Genomic DNA, 15,674 nt, shown 5'->3' on the forward strand with positions numbered 1-15,674 from the left:
CGCACGCGACGCTTGGAAAGCGTCCACGCAGCGCCTATATTCGCCTTGTCCGGTTTCGGCCGGACTATAGCGATAAACGCGCTTGTAATAAGCGGACCGGACCCGGGTGCGATTCCCGGCGGCTCCACCATTCTCTTCCCCGCGTTATCGGCGGAGGCGTCATGGGGCCGACTAGCATCGACGGACGTGTAAAGAGGATTGCTTTCGCTCGTCCTGGCCCACCGTATCGGGCCATTTTCTAACTGCGAACGATAACTTCGCTGGAGAAGTCGCTCTCGCCGCGTAATGCGGTTCGGGTGATTTCGAACCTTAAGTCCTAGGGGTTCAGATCCTTGGGCGGGGCCTGTCGGGAGCCTGGCAACAGAATCCCGGCGCTTATTCCTTCACATCCTGCGCGTTTACCTCATTCGCATCTTTCGCGCGCGCGCCTGCGCCGCTATCAGTCGCGCTCAATTGCGAGGTGACGATGACCGACCAGACCCCTCCGGTCGACGAGATGCAGTACGAGCGGCTGGCGCATGAAGCGCTGCGCGGCGTGATCCGTTCTGCGCTCGATCATGTTCTGGCCGAAGGCCTGCCCGGCGCCCACCACTTCTACATCACCTTCAAGACCCGGGCCGCCGGCGTCAGCATCCCCCCGGACATGCTGGCCAAATACCCCGACGAGATGACGGTGGTGTTGCAGCACCAGTACGAGGATCTTCAGGTCGAAACCGACCGGTTCTCGGTCAAGCTGCGGTTCGGCGGCGTGCCGCGTACCCTGGCCATGCCCTATTCGGCCGTCACTCGCTTCTACGACCCCAGCGTCCAGTTCCTGCTGCAGTTCGACGAACCCGAGATCGTCGAAGCCGTCGAGGAAGCGACCCCGCCCGAAGACCCGACGCCCGGTTCGGACGGCCCCAAGGTCGTGTCGCTGGACCAGTTCCGGAAAAAGTAGGCCCTTCCCTCCTCGCCACCTCGCGATAAGCTCTGGGGGCAGACCAAGGCGGAGGGGTACGCGATGTTTCGTTTCATGGCGGCGCTCTCGGTGCTGGGCCTGACGGTCCTGGGCTGCGCGGCCCATGCACAAAGCCGTTTCGATGGCTGGGCCTCGGCGGTGATCGCCGCCGACTGGCGCGACAGCGACGGCCGTCCCATCGCCGCCTTCGACAACGCTCAGCGCGACCTGACGACCGCTTTCCAGCGCGCCGGCTTCGACCCGAACGCCATGATCAGCGTCAGCCTGCGACCCGATGTGCCCAACCCAGTCGAGGCGGAAGACAGCTTACGTCGTTTCGCGGAGGCGGCTGAACGCGCGCCGCGCGGCTGCATGTTCTACGTCACTTCGCACGGCTCCCCCGAAGGCCTGGTCTTCGGGTCAGACGCCACCCTGGCCCCGGAACGCCTGATTCCGATCCTGCGCCGGATCTGCGGCGACCGCCCGACGGTGGTCGTGCTGTCCGCCTGTTTCTCCGGAATCTTTGTCGATGGATTGAAAGGTCCAAACCGGATGGTGATGACCGCCGCCCGCCGCGACCGGTCGTCGTTCGGCTGCGCCGCCGACGCGACCTATCCCTATTTCGACGAATGCGTGCTGGTGAGCCTGAAGACCGCGCCGGACTTCATCGCACTGTCCCGAGCCACCACCGCCTGCGTCGCCACCCGCGAACAGGCCGAAAATCTGACGCCCGCCTCCGAACCCCAGACAGCGATCGGCGCCACTATGCAACTATTGCTGCCGACCCTGAGGTTCAGGCCTTCCGGGGATAGGATCGGATCGTGATCCGCTCCCGCTCGCCTTCATGGCGCTCCACGAGCAGGCGGGCGACCTGGCTGTCGTCGTGGAACAGATAGCCTTTGATGGAATCGAGCAGGGCCTTGGCCAGATTGTCGAGGTCCATCCACGGCGGTTCGCCGACATGCTCCATGCGGATTTCGACGACATGATCGCCCCACGACGGTCGTGACGCCCATTCCTTGCGCATGAACTCATAGACCAGAGGCTTGTAGTATTTGGCCTGGGTGGTCAGGCCTTCGATGACGATCTCGACCGCCTCGCCGTCCTCCCGCGCCCGGACCTTGCCCGTCCCGATCCAGGCTTTCGTCATCGGGTGCAGACGGCCGGCGCCGCGTCCAGCAACCGTGCGGAACGGATCATCACCGGCGGAATCAGCTGCTCCGCATCGTCTGCCGGCATCCGCTGGATGCGGCGCGCGACGTCCAGCCCCTCGACCACCTGTCCGAACGCGGCGAACCCCTGACCATCCGGGTTGCGGGCGCCGCCGAAGTCGAGACTGGGCGTGTCCTGGGTGACGATGAAAAAGCTGGAAGTCGCGCTGTCCGGGGCGCCCCGCGCCATGGAAACAGTCCCGGCAAGATGGCGTAGCCCGGTGTCGCGGGTCCGCTCCAGCACGATGGGAGGCCGGGAGTCGTCATCGCTGCCGCGGGGCGTCGCCGCCTGAATAACGTCGATGGGATTGGGGTTGGCCGTATTGGTCTCGCGGACGACCGTGCGGAAGAAGGACCCGTTGTCGTAGTCCCCGAAGACGACATAGCCGATGAAGTTGCAGGTGCTGATCGGCGCAGCGGCGGCGTCGAGCGCCAAGACGATCCGACCCGCCGTCGTGTCCAGCACGACCCTGGGACGCGCCGGGTCCGCAGGAAGGCCGGCGCAGCTCGCCAGCGCCAGCAACGTCGCCGCCAGTATCGCCTTTGATCTCATCATCCGGCCTCGCCTTGCCCTGTCCCGCTCTCGTGCTACACCCCCGCGCAACCAACCGCCACGTTTGAGACGAGATCCGCGCATGAGCAACGTCCGCATCGAAACCGACACCTTCGGCCCCATTGAGGTCGCCGCTGATCGCTACTGGGGCGCCCAGGCGCAGCGGTCGCTGGGGAACTTCAAGATCGGCTGGGAGAAACAGCCCCTGCCGGTCGTCCGCGCCCTGGGCATCGTGAAGCGCGCCGCCGCCGAGACCAACCGCGATCTGGGCAAGCTGGATCCGGCCCTGGCTGACGCCATCATCAAGGCCGCCAATGAAGTCATCGAAGGCAAGCTGAACGACCACTTCCCCCTGGTCGTCTGGCAGACGGGTTCGGGCACCCAGTCGAACATGAACGCCAATGAGGTGATCTCGAACCGCGCCATCGAAATCCTGGGCGGCGAGATGGGCTCCAAGAAGCCCGTCCACCCCAACGACCACGTCAACATGAGCCAGTCGTCGAACGACACCTATCCGACGGCCATGCACGTGGCCTGTGCGGAACAGGTGGTCAACGACCTGATCCCGGCGCTGAAGCACCTGCACGCCGCCCTGGACGCCAAGGCCAAGGCCTGGTCCCACATCATCAAGATCGGCCGCACCCACACCCAGGACGCCACCCCCCTGACCCTAGGCCAGGAGTTCGGCGGCTATGCCCAGCAAGTGGCCAACGGCATCGAGCGGATCGAACAGACCCTGCCCAAGCTGATGGAACTGGCCCAGGGCGGCACCGCCGTCGGCACCGGCCTGAACGCCCCCATCGGTTTCGCGGAAAAGGTCGCCGCCCAGATCGCCGAGATCACCGGCCTGGCCTTCACCACCGCGCCGAACAAGTTCGAGGCCCTGGCCGCCCACGACGCCATGGTCTTCAGCCACGGCGCGATCAACACGGTCGCCGCATCCCTGTTCAAGATCGCCAATGACATCCGCTTCCTGGGCTCCGGTCCGCGTTCGGGCCTGGGCGAACTGGCCCTGCCGGAGAACGAGCCGGGCTCGTCGATCATGCCGGGCAAGGTCAATCCGACCCAGTGCGAAGCCCTGACCCAGGTCTGCGTCCAGGTGTTCGGCAACAACGCCGCCCTGACCTTCGCCGGCTCGCAGGGACATTTCGAGCTGAACGTCTACAATCCCGTCATGGCCTACAACTTCCTGCAGTCGGTGCGTCTGGTCGCCGACGCGGCCATCAGCTTCACCGACAACTGCGTCGTCGGCATCGAGGCGCGTGAGGACAACATCTCGCGCGGCCTGAACAACTCGCTGATGCTGGTCACGGCCCTGAACGGCAAGCTGGGCTATGATATCTGCGCCAAGATCGCCAAGACCGCGCACAAGAACGGCACCACCCTGCGCGAGGAAGCCGTCGGCGGCGGCTACCTGACCGACGCCGAGTTCGACGAGGCGGTCCGGCCCGAGAAGATGATCTCGCCGGGCTGATTGGCGCCTCACGGGTTCCGGGTTAGGCTTCGCTCATGGGCAAGGTCGAACTGAACATCGGCATCGATCCGGAATTGCTGGAACAGGCGGCGCGTCTCGGCGTCGCCGTTTCAGGATTGAGCGAAAGCCAGTTGCGCCTGCATCTGCAGAAGATCGATCCCGCCGGCGCCGAGTCGCGAGCGGACCGCTGGGCCAGAGAGAACGCCGAGGCGATCAAGGCCTATAACGACCGTCTCGAAAAGGACGGCTGTTTCGGCGAAGAGTGGCGCACTTGGTAATTCGCCAGTTCGACGTTTTCCGGAACCCAACCGCGTCGCTCAGGCACCGAACACCCTTCATCATTGTGATCCAGTCTCACTATCTGCCCGGCCTCGACAGCCAGATTGTGGCTCCATTGCACACGGCCGCCACAACCGAGCGACTGGCCGGTCTGTCGATACCGTTGCAGATAGACGATTTGGAAGTCGTCCTGGTGATCAGCGAACTGGCCTATCTGCCCTCTGATCGCCTACGTCAGAAAGTCGCTTCCCTCGCGTCCCATGAGGACGATATTCGTCGCGCCCTGGAGCGCCTGTTCACCGGTTTCTGATCCAACGAACTGAAATCACACCACGGCTGCGACGACTTAAGCACCGGGAGCCGACATGGCCGACGCGAAGGTGTCTTTCGCCACGGCCAACAGGACGCCCCGCCCGCTAGAACGACTAAGGCTTGTCGCGGATCGTCCGACCGATCGGCGCCAGGGCCAGCTTGGCCAGTTCCAGGTCCTTCAGGGCGAAGGGAATGCCGATGATCGTAATGGCCTCGGCGACCGCGATCAGCACGTGCGTCAATGCGAGATACCAGCCGGCGACCACGAACCAGATGACGTTCAGGCCAATGCCGAAACAGCCCGCACCCAGCGCCGTCGCATCCGGCTCGCGCCAGACCACCTCCCGCCCGAACGGCCAGAAGGAATAGCTGGCGATCCGCCAGGCCGCGAAGGTCCACGGTAAGCCCACGATGGTCAACGCCAGGATTGCGCCGCCCAGCAGCCAGAGCAGACCGGACAACCAGCCGCCGAAGATGAACCACAGGATATTCAGGATCAGGCGGATCATCGCATCCCTCCGAGAACAACGTCCTCCAGATAGAACGAAGGCCCCGCCGGCGACAGCGGGGCCTTCATTAATTCGCCGAAACCTGGGGCGCCTAATTCTGCTTCTCGGTCCAGCGCGACTTGGCGTCGTCCTTTGTCAGGCTCAGGTGGACATGCTTGTCGTCAACCCGTTCGACCCAGCTGACCGGGATCATGTGATGCTTGAACCCGCCCGCCAGATCCAGCTTCGCCAGTTCGATCTGGTCGCCGAGCACATGGTCCACACGGCCGACATGTCCGCCGTCCGATCCGACGACTTCGAGATGTTCCTTGATAAGCGTGGCGTCGATCATGGCGTTTGTCCTTCGGTTGAATCCAGTCACAAAAACGTCCGACGATGAAGCGGGTTTCAAACCGCAGCGCTTGCTGCTGTAATCGGGGGCGAGGGACTTTAATGGGCGGTTCGCCGGCCCGGAGAGAAGGCAACGGATGAGACGGATCTGTTCGACCCTGCTGGCCGTTACGATGGCTTTGTCGGTAGCGTCATGCGGCACGCTTGAGCGTCCGACGGGACCCTTGCGGTTCGCCGACGGCGCCCTGACGCCGGCGCAAGACCCCCGCATCAATGACGCGGCGCGGCTGGAAGCCTTCACCGAAGAGGTCGGCGCCCGGCTCGCACAGAACCATGACCTGTCGATTCTGGCCCTGTCCGGCGGCGGGGCGAACGGGGCCTATGGCGCCGGCATTCTCGTCGGCTGGACCGAGCGCGGCGACCGACCGGTCTTCGACATCGTCACCGGGGTCAGCACGGGCGCGCTGGCCGCCCCCTTCGCCTTCGCGGGGTCCGAATGGGATCCACAACTGGCTCAGGCCTATACCGGCGGCGCCGCCAGCAGCCTGCTCAGCTGGCGAAGCTTTGCGATCTTCCTCTACCCCAGTCTATTCAGCGCCAGCGCCCTGCGAAATCTGGTCGATGACAACGTCACGCCGGATCTGTTGGCGGCCATCGCCCGCGAACACGCCAAGGGCCGCCGCCTGCTGGTCGCCACCACAAATCTGGACAGCGAGGAGACGGTCATCTGGGACATGGGCCTGCTGGCCAGCCAGAATGACGACAACTCCCGCGCCCTGTTCAAGGAAGTGCTGGTGGCCTCGGCCAGCATCCCGGCCGTCTTCCCTCCGGTCCTGATCGCCGGGCTTCAGCCAGACCAGACGGTGGTCATGGAGATGCACGCCGACGGCGGTGTCAACATTCCCTTCCTGGCCATTCCGGAGAATTTGTCGCTGTGGACCCGCGACCCGGGCCAGCCGGGCGGGGGCGCGCTTTATGTCGTGGTCAATGGGCAGGTCGGACGCAATGACGGGGTCACGCCGGGGCGGCTGACCGCCATCCTGATGCGAAGCTACGACAGTATGAGCAAGGCCTCGCTACGCACCCATCTGGCCACGACGGCCGCCTTCGCCCAGCGTAACGGCATGAGCCTGTCGCTGGCCGCCATTCCGGACAATGTCGAAGCGTCTAGCCTGAAGTTCGACCAGAAGACCATGACGGCGCTGTTTGATCTTGGCCGCCGACAGGGTCAGTCCGCTGCCGGTTGGACGCGGCTGGACCCGACCGAAAAGGCTCCCTCTGCCATCCCGCTTTCCGAGCTGCCCGCCGACCAGGTGCCCGAGGCCCTGAAGCCCAAGAGCGCGCCGGGCGCAACGCCGCAGGAACAGCCATGACCGAGATCATCAACCTGAACCGGGCGCGCAAGGCGCGTGAAAAGGCTCAGGACAAGGCCCAGGCCGCAGCCAACCGTGTCGCCCATGGGCGGACCAAGTCACAGAAGCAGGCCTCACAGATGGAGCAGGCGCGGGCGGCGCGACTGCTGGACGGCCAGAAGCGGGAAGACTGAACCTAAGCCGCCTTCGGCGCCCGGATCAGCAGGACCTGCCCGGCCAGCACCAGGCCCAGGCCGATCAACATAGTCACCCCGACATGCGCGCCCTCGAACAGGACGGACATGATAACGGCGATCGGCGGCGTCAGGGCCGAAATATAGCTGGCCAGGGCGAACCCCCGCTGCCGCGCCAGGGTGAAATACAGGCCGAAGGCGATGACCGACCCGAACAGCGACAGGTGCAGCAGCGACAGGACATAGGCCGAGGTCGGCTCGATCCGCCACTCCACCCCCGTCGCAAATCCATAGATCGCCAGCATGGCCGTGCCATAGGTCATGGCCCAGGCGGTGGCCGCCATCACCGGCGCCCCGGCCTGTTGACCGCGCCAGGCGAACCAATTGCCGAAAGCCGAGGCGACGACGGCGATCAGGGCGAGGACAATGCCCAGCGCCGGCGCAGCACCGGCCGACACCCCAGTCCCGGACAACTGTCCAAACGAAAGAACGGCCACCCCGAATATCCCCAGGACCGCGCCCTGCCAGGCGCCGACCGCCGGCTTCTGGCCCTCCAGAAGGCGAAACAGCACCAGGTTCACGAAGGCCAGGGCCGCAAAAATCACGGCGACGACCGCCGAGGCCACCCGCTCTTCCGCCGCATAGACGAAGCCGTAGCTGACGGCGAAGACAAAGGCGCCCTGCCCTACGGCGGCCAGATGCTGGGCCCGCGTCAGGCGCAGCGGCCGACGCGTCACGGCGCAGAAGCCGAACAGCACGACGGCCGCCAGACCGAAACGCCAGACGATGGACACGATGGGATCCACCACGCCCAGCTGCAGGGTGATGGCGAACCAGGTCGTGCCCCAGATCAGGGCGCAGGCGAGGATGGCGAGAACGGTGAAGGGGCGACTCATGCAAGGCTCCTTAGGCGACGCCCGCTTACCACTGCGCCCCCACAAGCGCCGCTCACGTCTTGCGCCCGAGTGTGACAAACTGCGCCGTATAGGAGAACGCCATGCGCAGCCGCTTCACGATCCCCGCGCGCCGACGGAACACCGCGCAATGAGCGGTCTGACCAAACGCTCGGTCGTGCTGGCCGGTCACGCCACCTCTGTGGCGCTGGAGCCCGAATTCTGGGCTGTTCTGGACCGGATCGCGGCGGCGCGCGGCTTCAGCAAGGCCCAGCTTCTGGCCGATATCGACGCGAACCGCGGACGCCGCCCGCTCGCCTCGGCCTGCCGTCTTCTGGCCCTGTCCTGGGTGGCGGAGCACGGCCCGACGGCGTAACATGGGTCTTCAAAAGGAGCCCTCCATGGACAGCCAACGCCTGATCCCCGCCGCCGCCTTCGGCGGCTTGCTGGCCCTCGGCCTGGTCGGGGCCGGCGCCCTGATCGGCCAGGGCGTGATCCACGCTCGCGCGGGCGACCGCACCGTGACCGTACGCGGTCTGTCGGAACGTGAGGTGAAGGCGGACCTGGCGGTGCTGCCGCTCCGCTTCACGGCCTCCGGCGAGGTCCTGTCTGAAGTCCAGGCGCGCATCGACGGCGACCTGGCCCTGGTGCGTCAGTTCCTGAAGGCCCAGGGCTATCCCTCCGACGCCGTCGATCTGGGCCGGCTGGAGGTCGCCGACACCCGCTCGCGCGAATACGGCGTCCAGAACGGCGGCCCTCGCTTCATCCTGGCCCAGACGGTCATCGTCCGCACCGGCGACGTCGCCCGCGTCCAGGCCACCACCCGCGCGTTGAACGACCTCGTGCGTCAGGGCGTGGTGCTGCAGGACTTCCAGGGGCCGTCTTACATCTTCACCAAGCTGAACGCCGTTCGGCCCCAGATGATCGCCGAGGGCACGGCGGCGGCGCGCACCGGCGCAGAACAGTTCGCCAAGGACTCCGGCACGCCTCTCGGTCCGATCCGTCAGGCGACACAGGGCTCGTTCGAGATCCTGCCGCGCGATGGTTCAGGCGGCGACGAGTCCGGCTCTATCGACAAGAAGGTCCGGGTCGTGACCACCATCACCTATAGTCTGAAATAGGCGGGTCGGCGCTGAGCGTCTCCGGCTGAACGGCGTCGGACATGGGCCGCCCGATGGGTTGGACCTTCTCGATCTTAGGGTCTCCCCCCGTCTCGAACAGAGCGATCCAGACGGCGATAACGACGAACATCCCCACCATGCCCAAGGCGAAGGCGCGCCAGCCGCCTCTGTCCTGTTCAGGTCCTGGGTCCGGCGGCCGCTTCATCCTCTGCGCCTTTCGTTGCATCGCAAGAGGAACAGGTCGTGGATCAAGGCGGTTCCGCAGTTTCATTTGTGCGGCGGCCCTGACATCGCCGTCCGGTCCCCTTATGTTCCCCTATTCGATTCTGATTGACCGGACTTTTTCCCGCCTGTGACCGATCTTCCCGCCCCCCGTATTTCAGACCTGGCCCGGGCGCGCGCGCCGCAGGAGGGTGAGGCGCGCGACTATCTGGCGGGCCTGAACCCCGAACAGCGCGAGGCCGTCGAGACGACCGAGGGCCCGGTCCTGGTCCTGGCCGGCGCGGGCACCGGCAAGACGCGGGTCTTGACCACCCGTCTGGCACACATCCTGGCGACCGGCCGGGCGAAGCCGTGGGAACTGCTGGTCGTCACCTTCACCAACAAGGCCGCGCGCGAGATGCGCGAGCGGATCACCCATTTGATCGGTCCTTCGGCCGAGGGCCTGCGCTGGCTGGGCACCTTCCACGCCATCGCCGCCCAGATCCTGCGCCGCCACGCCGAACTGGTCGGGCTGAAGTCCAGCTTCACCATCCTGGACACCGACGACCAGGAGCGGGTGCTGAAACAGCTACTGGAAGCCGCCAATATCGACACCAAACGCTGGACACCCAAGTCGCTCAGCGGCCTGATCGACCACTGGAAGAACCGTGGCTGGACGCCCGAGAAACTGCCGCCCGGCGAGGACTTCGCCAACGGCAAGGGCCAGGGCCTGTACGCCGCCTATCAGGCCCGCCTGCGCAGCCTGAACGCCTGCGACTTCGGCGATCTGCTGCTGCACAACATCACCATCCTGTCCAAACATGCTGATCTGGCAGACGAATATCGCCGCCGATTCCGCTACATCCTGGTCGACGAATATCAGGACACCAACGTCGCCCAGTATCTGTGGCTGCGGCTGCTGACCGCCTCGACCGGCAATGTCTGCTGCGTCGGCGACGACGACCAGTCGATCTATGGCTGGCGCGGGGCCGAGGTGGACAACATCCTGCGCTTCGAACGCGACTTCCCCGGCGCCAAGATCGTCAAGCTGGAGCGCAACTATCGCTCGACCAGCCATATCCTGGGCGCCGCCTCGGGCCTGATCGCCGCCAACCGCGACCGGCTGGGCAAGACCCTGTGGACCGAGGACGACAGCGGCGACAAGGTCCGGGTGCGCGGCGTCTGGGACGGCGAGGCCGAGGCCCGGCTGATCGCCGACGAAATCGAGACCGCGCGCCGTCCCCACGCCGGCGAGCCGGGGCTGAAGTACAAGGACATGGCCATCCTGGTCCGCGCCTCGTTCCAGATGCGGGCCTTCGAGGAGCGGCTGGTCATGCTGGCCATCCCGTATCAGGTGATCGGCGGCCCGCGCTTCTTCGAGCGGGCCGAAATCCGCGACGCCCACGCCTATATGCGGCTGATCCAGTCCGAGGACGACGACCTGGCCTTCGAACGGATCGTCAATGTGCCCAAGCGCGGCATCGGCGACACCAGTGTACAGAAGATCCTGCAACTGGCCCGTCAGCACGACCTGTCCGCCCTGACCGCCGTGCGCGGCCTGATCAACACCGACGAGCTTCAGGCCCGCACCCGCACCGCCCTGTCCAACTTCGTGCGCGACCTCGACCGCTGGCGCGCCCTGTCCGAGACCACGCCCCATTGGGAGGTTATGGAGACGGTGCTGGAAGAGAGCGGCTACACCGACATGCAGAAGGCCGACCGGACCAGCGGTCAGACCCGGTTGGACAACCTGAAGGAACTGACCCAGTCGATGCAGCAGTTCGAGACGCTGCAGGCCTATCTGGAACACGTCTCCCTGGTCATGGATCTGGAGCGCGCGACCAGCGACGATCCGAACGGCGACGGGGCGGTGCAGATCATGACCCTGCACGGCGCCAAGGGGCTGGAGTTCCCGCTGGTCTTCCTGCCCGGCTGGGAGGAAGGCGTCTTCCCCAGCCAGCGCAGCATCGACGAAAAGGGCGAAAAGGGCCTCGAGGAGGAACGCCGCCTGGCCTATGTCGGCGTCACCCGCGCCAAACAGGACGCCCGCATCTCCTTCGCCGCCAACCGCCTCGTCTATGGCCGTTGGACCTCGCAACTGCCCAGCCGCTTCGTCGACGAACTGCCCATCGCCCACGTCGATCCGCAATCCGACACCGGCTACTACGGCGCCTCGACGGGCATGAAGGAGGCCAAGAGCCGCTGGGACGACGCGCCCAGCTTCGGCAGCGGCTATTCCTCCCCCGGCTGGAAACGCGCCCAAAGCTTCACCGCCGCCCAGACCCCGAACAAGATCCCCGCCCGCAAGGCCGTGATCGAGGGCGACGGCCGCCTGATCGCCACCGCCGATCCCAAGTCCGGCTCCGGCTGGAAAAAGGGCGAACGCGTCTTCCACCAGAAGTTCGGCTACGGCCACGTCCGCGTCATCGAAGGCAATAAACTGCTGGTCGATTTCGAAAAGGCGGGCGAGAAACGGGTCATCGACAGTTTCGTGGAGAAGGCGGAGTAAACGGGTCCAAACCCACGCGCCGGGCCTCATCCGCCTTTGCCGCGGCCAAGCTTTGGCCTAAGCCATCGCCTTCCCGTCTACGACCGAGTCCGCCATGTCCGCCCCTGCCCGCCCTACCGTCGATCGCGCCTGGCTGAGCTGGGCCATGCGGCGGATCGAGGCGGACTACAACCGCTCGGCCGACACCCATCTGATCCCGGTGGACATGCCGGCCCTGTCGGACATCGCCCTGTATCTGAAGGACGAATCCAGCCACCCGACCGGCAGCCTGAAGCACAGGCTGGCCCGGTCGCTGTTCCTCTACGCCCTCAGCAACGGCTGGATCGGCGAGGGCATGACCATTGTCGAGGCGTCCAGCGGCTCGACCGCCGTGTCCGAAGCCTATTTCGCCCGGATGCTGAACCTGCCCTTCATCGCCGTGGTGCCGCGCTCCACCGCCCAGGAGAAGATCGCCGCGATCGAATTCTACGGCGGCCGCTGCCATTTCGTGGACGTCCCGGGCCAGGCCTATTCGGAAAGTCAGCGGCTCGCCGACGAGCTGGGCGGCCACTACATGGACCAGTTCACCTATGCCGAACGGGCGACGGACTGGCGCGGCAACAACAATATCGCCGAATCCATCTTCACCCAGATGCGACGCGAGCCCTGCCCCGTCCCGCGCTGGATCGTGTGCGGCGCGGGCACCGGCGGCACCTCGGCGACCATCGGCCGGTTCGCCCGCTTCAACCGCCACGACACCCGGATCTGCGTCGCCGACCCGGAAGCCTCCGTCTTTCACCGGCACTGGGCCGATGCGACGGTTCAGACCAGCCTTGACCGGCCGTCGCTGATCGAGGGCATCGGTCGCGCGCGAGTCGAACCCTCCTTCATCCCCAACGTGGTGGATCGGATGATCGTCGTGCCCGACGCGGCCTCCATCGCCGCAACACGCGTCCTCAGCCGGCGCCTGGGTCGCCCCTGCGGCGGATCGACCGGCACCAACCTGTGGGCCTGCGTCCAACTGGCCCAGGAAATGGCGCGCGCAGGCGAGTGCGGATCAATCGTGTCCATCCTGTGCGACCACGGCGACCGCTACGCCTCCACCTATTTCGACGACGCCTGGATCGCCGCACAGGGCCTGGACACTGCCCCTTGGGAGGCCCGCCTGGACGCCTTCTTCGAAACGGGGATCTTACCGGAGGCCTGAACCGCCTGTTCCGTCGAGACGGACGGGGCTAAGAAGGCCCCAGCGACCGGCAACGGTCAGAACCTTCACAGGAGCCGACCATGGCCGGTCTCAAGGACAAGCGCGGCTTCATCGACAAGGACCGCATCGACCTGACCGAGCGTCAGTCGGTCGAATACTGGATGAAGCGCTGGGGCGTAACCAAGGACCAGATCACCGCAGCCCACCGCAAGGTCGGCCGCATGACCAAGGACATCGCGGCGGAGCTGGGCAAGAAGCGCTGACTAATCCTGAGAAATCCGAGCGTCCGCGAACGTGCGAAACGCCAGTTGCTCGCGCTTAGAAGCAAATGCTCGTGCGGGAACAATGAAGGCGTTCCGTTTACGCTCAGTAATGATCAGATAGCCCCCGTCGTCATCCAGCCGCGCAATCTTGGCCCACTCGACAAAATAATCTGTTTTGCCCCGAACGGCACGGATGCCACGATCGTCAAGCACAAGCGTCCGCGTGTCTGATCTATACCTCAGTTGAGGGTAAGCCACCACGAAACCGCAAGCCAGAAGGCCAAACAGCAGACCTTCAACGACGGACGAGAAGCCTACTTCTTGACGCAACAGGCAGATCAAGCCGAGAGGCATGATCAGCACAAAGACGTGGAAGGGCCAAAGACTCCGCAACCACGCCTTCTTGTACCAATGCCAGACCTCGTCTCGCCGAAGCGCGTAGACGACGGACGGCATCAGATGTGCAGCACCCGCCCGTAGGCGTCCAGCGCCGCCTCGTGCATGGCTTCCGACATGGTCGGGTGCGGATAGACGATGCCGTGGATGTCTTCTTCCGTCGCCTCCATGGTGATGGCGGTGACATAGCCCTGGATCATCTCGGTCACTTCGTGGCCGATCATATGGGCGCCAATCAGGGCGCCGGTCTTGGCGTCGAAGATCACCTTGACGAAGCCGTCGATCTCGCCGGCGGCCACGGCCTTGCCGTTCACGCGGAACGGGAAACGGCCGATCTTGACCTCGCGCTTCTCGGCGCGGGCGGCCTGTTCGGTGACGCCGACCGAGGCGACCTGCGGCTGGGCGTAGGTGCAGCCGGCGATGGGCGAATGGACGTTCGGGGTCTTGTAGCCAGCGATATATTCGGCGGCGTGAATGCCCTCGTGCGAGGCCTTGTGCGCCAGCCAGGGCGCCCCGGCGCAGTCGCCGATGGCGAACAGGCCCTTGACGTTGGTCTGGCAGTGGCCGTCGGTCTTGATGTGGCCGCGGTCCAGTTCGACGCCCAGCGCCTCCAGGCCGATGCCGTCGGTGTTGGCGGTGATGCCGACGGCCGAGATGCAGACCTCGGCCTCCAGCGCCTCGGCCTTGCCGCCGACCTCGATGTCCACCTTCACGCCGGCGCCGGTCTTGGAGACCTTGGTCACCTTGGCCCCGAGCTTGAACTTGAAGCCGCGCTTCTCGAACGACTTCTGGGCGGCCTTGGAGACCTCCTCGTCCTCGACCGGCATGATGCGCTCGACCGCCTCGACGACCGTCACCTCGGCGCCCAGGGCGCGATAGAAGCTGGCGAACTCGATGCCGATGGCGCCCGAGCCGATGACCACGAAGGACTTGGGCAGTTTCTTCGGCGCCAGGGCGTCGCGATAGGCCCAGATCTTGTCGCCGTCAGCCTCCAGGCCGATCTGCGGCAGGGCGCGCGCCCGCGCCCCGACGGCCAGCATGACCGCCTTGGCCTCGACCGTGCGCGAACCGCCGGCCTTCAGCGCGATGACCACCTTGGGCGCCGCAGCGCCTTTTTCCAGCTTGGCCGTGCCTTCGATGACCTCGATCTTGTTCTTCTTCATCAAGAAGGCGACGCCCTTGTTCATCGTCGCCGCGACGCCGCGCGAGCGCTGGATGATGGCGTCGAAGTCGAACGACGCGCCGGCGGCCGACAGACCGTAGTCCTTCAGATGGCTCAGGCTCTCGAACTTCTCGCCCGATTTCAGCAGGGCCTTGGTCGGGATACAGCCCCAGTTCAGGCAGATGCCGCCCAGGTTCTCGCGCTCGACGATGGCGACCTTCTGGCCCAGTTGGCTGGCGCGGATGGCCGCGACGTAACCGCCGGGGCCCGAGCCGATGACGACGAGATCGAATTCAGCAGCCATGATCAGATCAACTTCTCGATGTCGGCCTTGATGGCCTCGGGTTCTGTCTGCGGGGCATAGCGGGCGACCACCCTGCCCTCGCGGTCGGTCAGGAACTTGGTGAAGTTCCACTTGATGGATTTGGAGCCGAAGAAACCGCGCTTCTGCCTGGTCAGCCAGGCATAGAGCGGATGCCGGTTCGGCCCATTGACCTCCACCTTGTCGAACAAGGGAAAGGTCACGTCGAAACTGGTGGCGCAGAAGGCGGCGATCTCCGCCGCCCGTCCCGGCTCCTGGTCGCCGAACTGGTTGCAGGGAAAGCCCAGCACCTCGAACGGCCGGTCGGCGAACGTCCGGTGCAGCTTCTCCAGCCCGTCATACTGGCCGGTGAAACCGCACTTGGACGCCGTATTGACGATCAGCAGCGCCTGACCGCGAAAACGGTCCAGCGAAACCTCCGTGCCGTCGATGGCGCGGGCGGAGAAGTCATAGACCGAGGTCATGACCTC

The 15,674-nt window shown here is 65.5% G+C and carries 21 protein-coding genes and 1 other RNA gene; 13 read left to right on the forward strand and 9 right to left on the reverse strand.

The annotated features are described in order from the left end of the window. The first annotated feature begins 8 nt into the window (after window positions 1–8). The 3 genes from ssrA to ACW177_RS09725 all read left to right on the forward strand — a co-directional run bounded on the left by ssrA (window position 9) and on the right by ACW177_RS09725 (window position 1,762). Window positions 9–376: a transfer-messenger RNA gene (ssrA, locus tag ACW177_RS09715) on the forward strand. Window positions 377–466: 90 nt separating this feature from the next. Next, window positions 467–937 (forward strand): SspB family protein, encoded by a 471-nt coding sequence (locus tag ACW177_RS09720; RefSeq protein WP_492025522.1) that lies wholly within the window; start codon window positions 467–469, stop codon window positions 935–937. A gap of 63 nt (window positions 938–1,000) precedes the next feature. Beyond that, window positions 1,001–1,762: a C13 family peptidase gene (locus ACW177_RS09725; protein WP_492025523.1), complete on the forward strand. Its 762-nt coding sequence runs from the start codon at window positions 1,001–1,003 to the stop codon at window positions 1,760–1,762. Here the strand turns inward: ACW177_RS09725 and ACW177_RS09730 are convergent. Both ACW177_RS09730 and ACW177_RS09735 read right to left on the reverse strand, forming a co-directional pair. Then, window positions 1,731–2,087 carry a RusA family crossover junction endodeoxyribonuclease gene (locus ACW177_RS09730; RefSeq protein ID WP_492025524.1) on the reverse strand — a complete coding sequence of 119 codons (357 nt, stop codon included), beginning with the start codon at window positions 2,085–2,087 and terminating at the stop codon, window positions 1,731–1,733. The genes ACW177_RS09725 and ACW177_RS09730 overlap by 32 nt on opposite strands. Further along, window positions 2,084–2,704, reverse strand: coding sequence for a peptidylprolyl isomerase (locus ACW177_RS09735; protein ID WP_492025525.1), 621 nt, complete (start codon window positions 2,702–2,704; stop codon window positions 2,084–2,086). Before ACW177_RS09735 ends, ACW177_RS09730 begins: the two co-directional genes overlap by 4 nt. Before the next feature lie 79 nt (window positions 2,705–2,783). Here ACW177_RS09735 and fumC point away from each other — a divergent pair, with 79 nt between their 5' ends. From fumC to ACW177_RS09750, 3 genes are read left to right on the forward strand one after another with little or no spacing between them, the layout of a single operon-like run. Beyond that, window positions 2,784–4,175: a class II fumarate hydratase gene (gene fumC / locus ACW177_RS09740; RefSeq protein WP_492025526.1), complete on the forward strand. Its 1,392-nt coding sequence runs from the start codon at window positions 2,784–2,786 to the stop codon at window positions 4,173–4,175. A 35-nt stretch (window positions 4,176–4,210) separates the two neighbouring features. Next, window positions 4,211–4,453 carry a type II toxin-antitoxin system CcdA family antitoxin gene (locus tag ACW177_RS09745; protein ID WP_492025527.1) on the forward strand — a complete coding sequence of 81 codons (243 nt, stop codon included), beginning with the start codon at window positions 4,211–4,213 and terminating at the stop codon, window positions 4,451–4,453. Continuing rightward, the gene (locus ACW177_RS09750; RefSeq protein ID WP_492025528.1) at window positions 4,447–4,764 is read left to right on the forward strand and encodes a CcdB family protein; all 318 of its coding nucleotides are present in this window, start codon (window positions 4,447–4,449) and stop codon (window positions 4,762–4,764) included. Before ACW177_RS09745 ends, ACW177_RS09750 begins: the two co-directional genes overlap by 7 nt. Window positions 4,765–4,879: 115 nt before the next feature. On the opposite strand, the gene ACW177_RS09755 is transcribed toward ACW177_RS09750, so the two are convergent. Both ACW177_RS09755 and ACW177_RS09760 read right to left on the reverse strand, forming a co-directional pair. Next, window positions 4,880–5,275, reverse strand: coding sequence for a YccF domain-containing protein (locus tag ACW177_RS09755; RefSeq protein ID WP_492025529.1), 396 nt, complete (start codon window positions 5,273–5,275; stop codon window positions 4,880–4,882). Between the two features lie 91 nt (window positions 5,276–5,366). Next, complete coding sequence (locus tag ACW177_RS09760; RefSeq protein WP_492025530.1) at window positions 5,367–5,606, reverse strand: DUF2171 domain-containing protein; 240 nt, start codon at window positions 5,604–5,606, stop codon at window positions 5,367–5,369. A 136-nt stretch (window positions 5,607–5,742) separates the two neighbouring features. Here ACW177_RS09760 and ACW177_RS09765 point away from each other — a divergent pair, with 136 nt between their 5' ends. Together ACW177_RS09765 and ACW177_RS09770 are read left to right on the forward strand one after the other, a co-directional pair. After that, complete coding sequence (locus ACW177_RS09765) at window positions 5,743–6,978, forward strand: patatin-like phospholipase family protein (RefSeq protein ID WP_492025531.1); 1,236 nt, start codon at window positions 5,743–5,745, stop codon at window positions 6,976–6,978. Continuing rightward, window positions 6,975–7,151, forward strand: a complete 177-nt coding sequence (locus tag ACW177_RS09770; RefSeq protein WP_492025532.1) for a DUF4169 family protein — start codon at window positions 6,975–6,977, stop codon at window positions 7,149–7,151. Before ACW177_RS09765 ends, ACW177_RS09770 begins: the two co-directional genes overlap by 4 nt. A 2-nt stretch (window positions 7,152–7,153) precedes the next feature. Here ACW177_RS09770 and ACW177_RS09775 read toward each other — a convergent pair whose 3' ends face one another. Further along, window positions 7,154–8,047 (reverse strand): DMT family transporter, encoded by an 894-nt coding sequence (locus ACW177_RS09775; protein ID WP_492025533.1) that lies wholly within the window; start codon window positions 8,045–8,047, stop codon window positions 7,154–7,156. A 148-nt stretch (window positions 8,048–8,195) separates the two neighbouring features. Here ACW177_RS09775 and ACW177_RS09780 point away from each other — a divergent pair, with 148 nt between their 5' ends. Together ACW177_RS09780 and ACW177_RS09785 are read left to right on the forward strand one after the other, a co-directional pair. Next, a complete protein-coding gene (locus ACW177_RS09780; RefSeq protein ID WP_492025534.1) occupies window positions 8,196–8,420 on the forward strand; it encodes a ribbon-helix-helix domain-containing protein in 225 nt (74 codons plus the stop codon). Window positions 8,421–8,445: 25 nt separating this feature from the next. Next, window positions 8,446–9,165 (forward strand): SIMPL domain-containing protein, encoded by a 720-nt coding sequence (locus ACW177_RS09785; RefSeq protein WP_492025535.1) that lies wholly within the window; start codon window positions 8,446–8,448, stop codon window positions 9,163–9,165. On the opposite strand, the gene ACW177_RS09790 is transcribed toward ACW177_RS09785, so the two are convergent. Continuing rightward, the gene (locus ACW177_RS09790) at window positions 9,146–9,370 is read right to left on the reverse strand and encodes a hypothetical protein (RefSeq protein ID WP_492025536.1); all 225 of its coding nucleotides are present in this window, start codon (window positions 9,368–9,370) and stop codon (window positions 9,146–9,148) included. The two genes, ACW177_RS09785 and ACW177_RS09790, sit on opposite strands and share 20 nt — an antisense overlap. Before the next feature lie 147 nt (window positions 9,371–9,517). Here ACW177_RS09790 and ACW177_RS09795 point away from each other — a divergent pair, with 147 nt between their 5' ends. The 3 genes from ACW177_RS09795 to ACW177_RS09805 all read left to right on the forward strand — a co-directional run bounded on the left by ACW177_RS09795 (window position 9,518) and on the right by ACW177_RS09805 (window position 13,324). Further along, window positions 9,518–11,875 (forward strand): ATP-dependent helicase, encoded by a 2,358-nt coding sequence (locus ACW177_RS09795; protein ID WP_492025537.1) that lies wholly within the window; start codon window positions 9,518–9,520, stop codon window positions 11,873–11,875. 94 nt (window positions 11,876–11,969) lie between these two features. Continuing rightward, window positions 11,970–13,061 carry a PLP-dependent cysteine synthase family protein gene (locus ACW177_RS09800; RefSeq protein ID WP_492025538.1) on the forward strand — a complete coding sequence of 364 codons (1,092 nt, stop codon included), beginning with the start codon at window positions 11,970–11,972 and terminating at the stop codon, window positions 13,059–13,061. 80 nt (window positions 13,062–13,141) lie between these two features. Next, complete coding sequence (locus ACW177_RS09805) at window positions 13,142–13,324, forward strand: DUF3606 domain-containing protein (protein ID WP_026108366.1); 183 nt, start codon at window positions 13,142–13,144, stop codon at window positions 13,322–13,324. Here ACW177_RS09805 and ACW177_RS09810 read toward each other — a convergent pair whose 3' ends face one another. Genes ACW177_RS09810 through ACW177_RS09820 form a run of 3 tightly spaced genes read right to left on the reverse strand, consistent with a single transcriptional unit; the run spans window position 13,325 to window position 15,668 of the window. Then, a complete protein-coding gene (locus tag ACW177_RS09810) occupies window positions 13,325–13,780 on the reverse strand; it encodes a YcxB family protein (protein ID WP_492025539.1) in 456 nt (151 codons plus the stop codon). Then, entirely contained in the window at window positions 13,780–15,186 is a 1,407-nt protein-coding gene (lpdA, locus tag ACW177_RS09815; RefSeq protein WP_492025540.1) for a dihydrolipoyl dehydrogenase, read from the reverse strand. The genes ACW177_RS09810 and lpdA overlap by 1 nt, the downstream gene beginning before the upstream one ends. A 2-nt stretch (window positions 15,187–15,188) precedes the next feature. Next, on the reverse strand, window positions 15,189–15,668 hold the full coding sequence (locus ACW177_RS09820) for a glutathione peroxidase (RefSeq protein WP_492025541.1): 480 nt from the start codon (window positions 15,666–15,668) through the stop codon (window positions 15,189–15,191). Between the last annotated feature and the right edge of the window lie 6 nt (window positions 15,669–15,674).

It is taken from the genome of Brevundimonas sp. AVps23W (genome assembly GCF_058681395.1).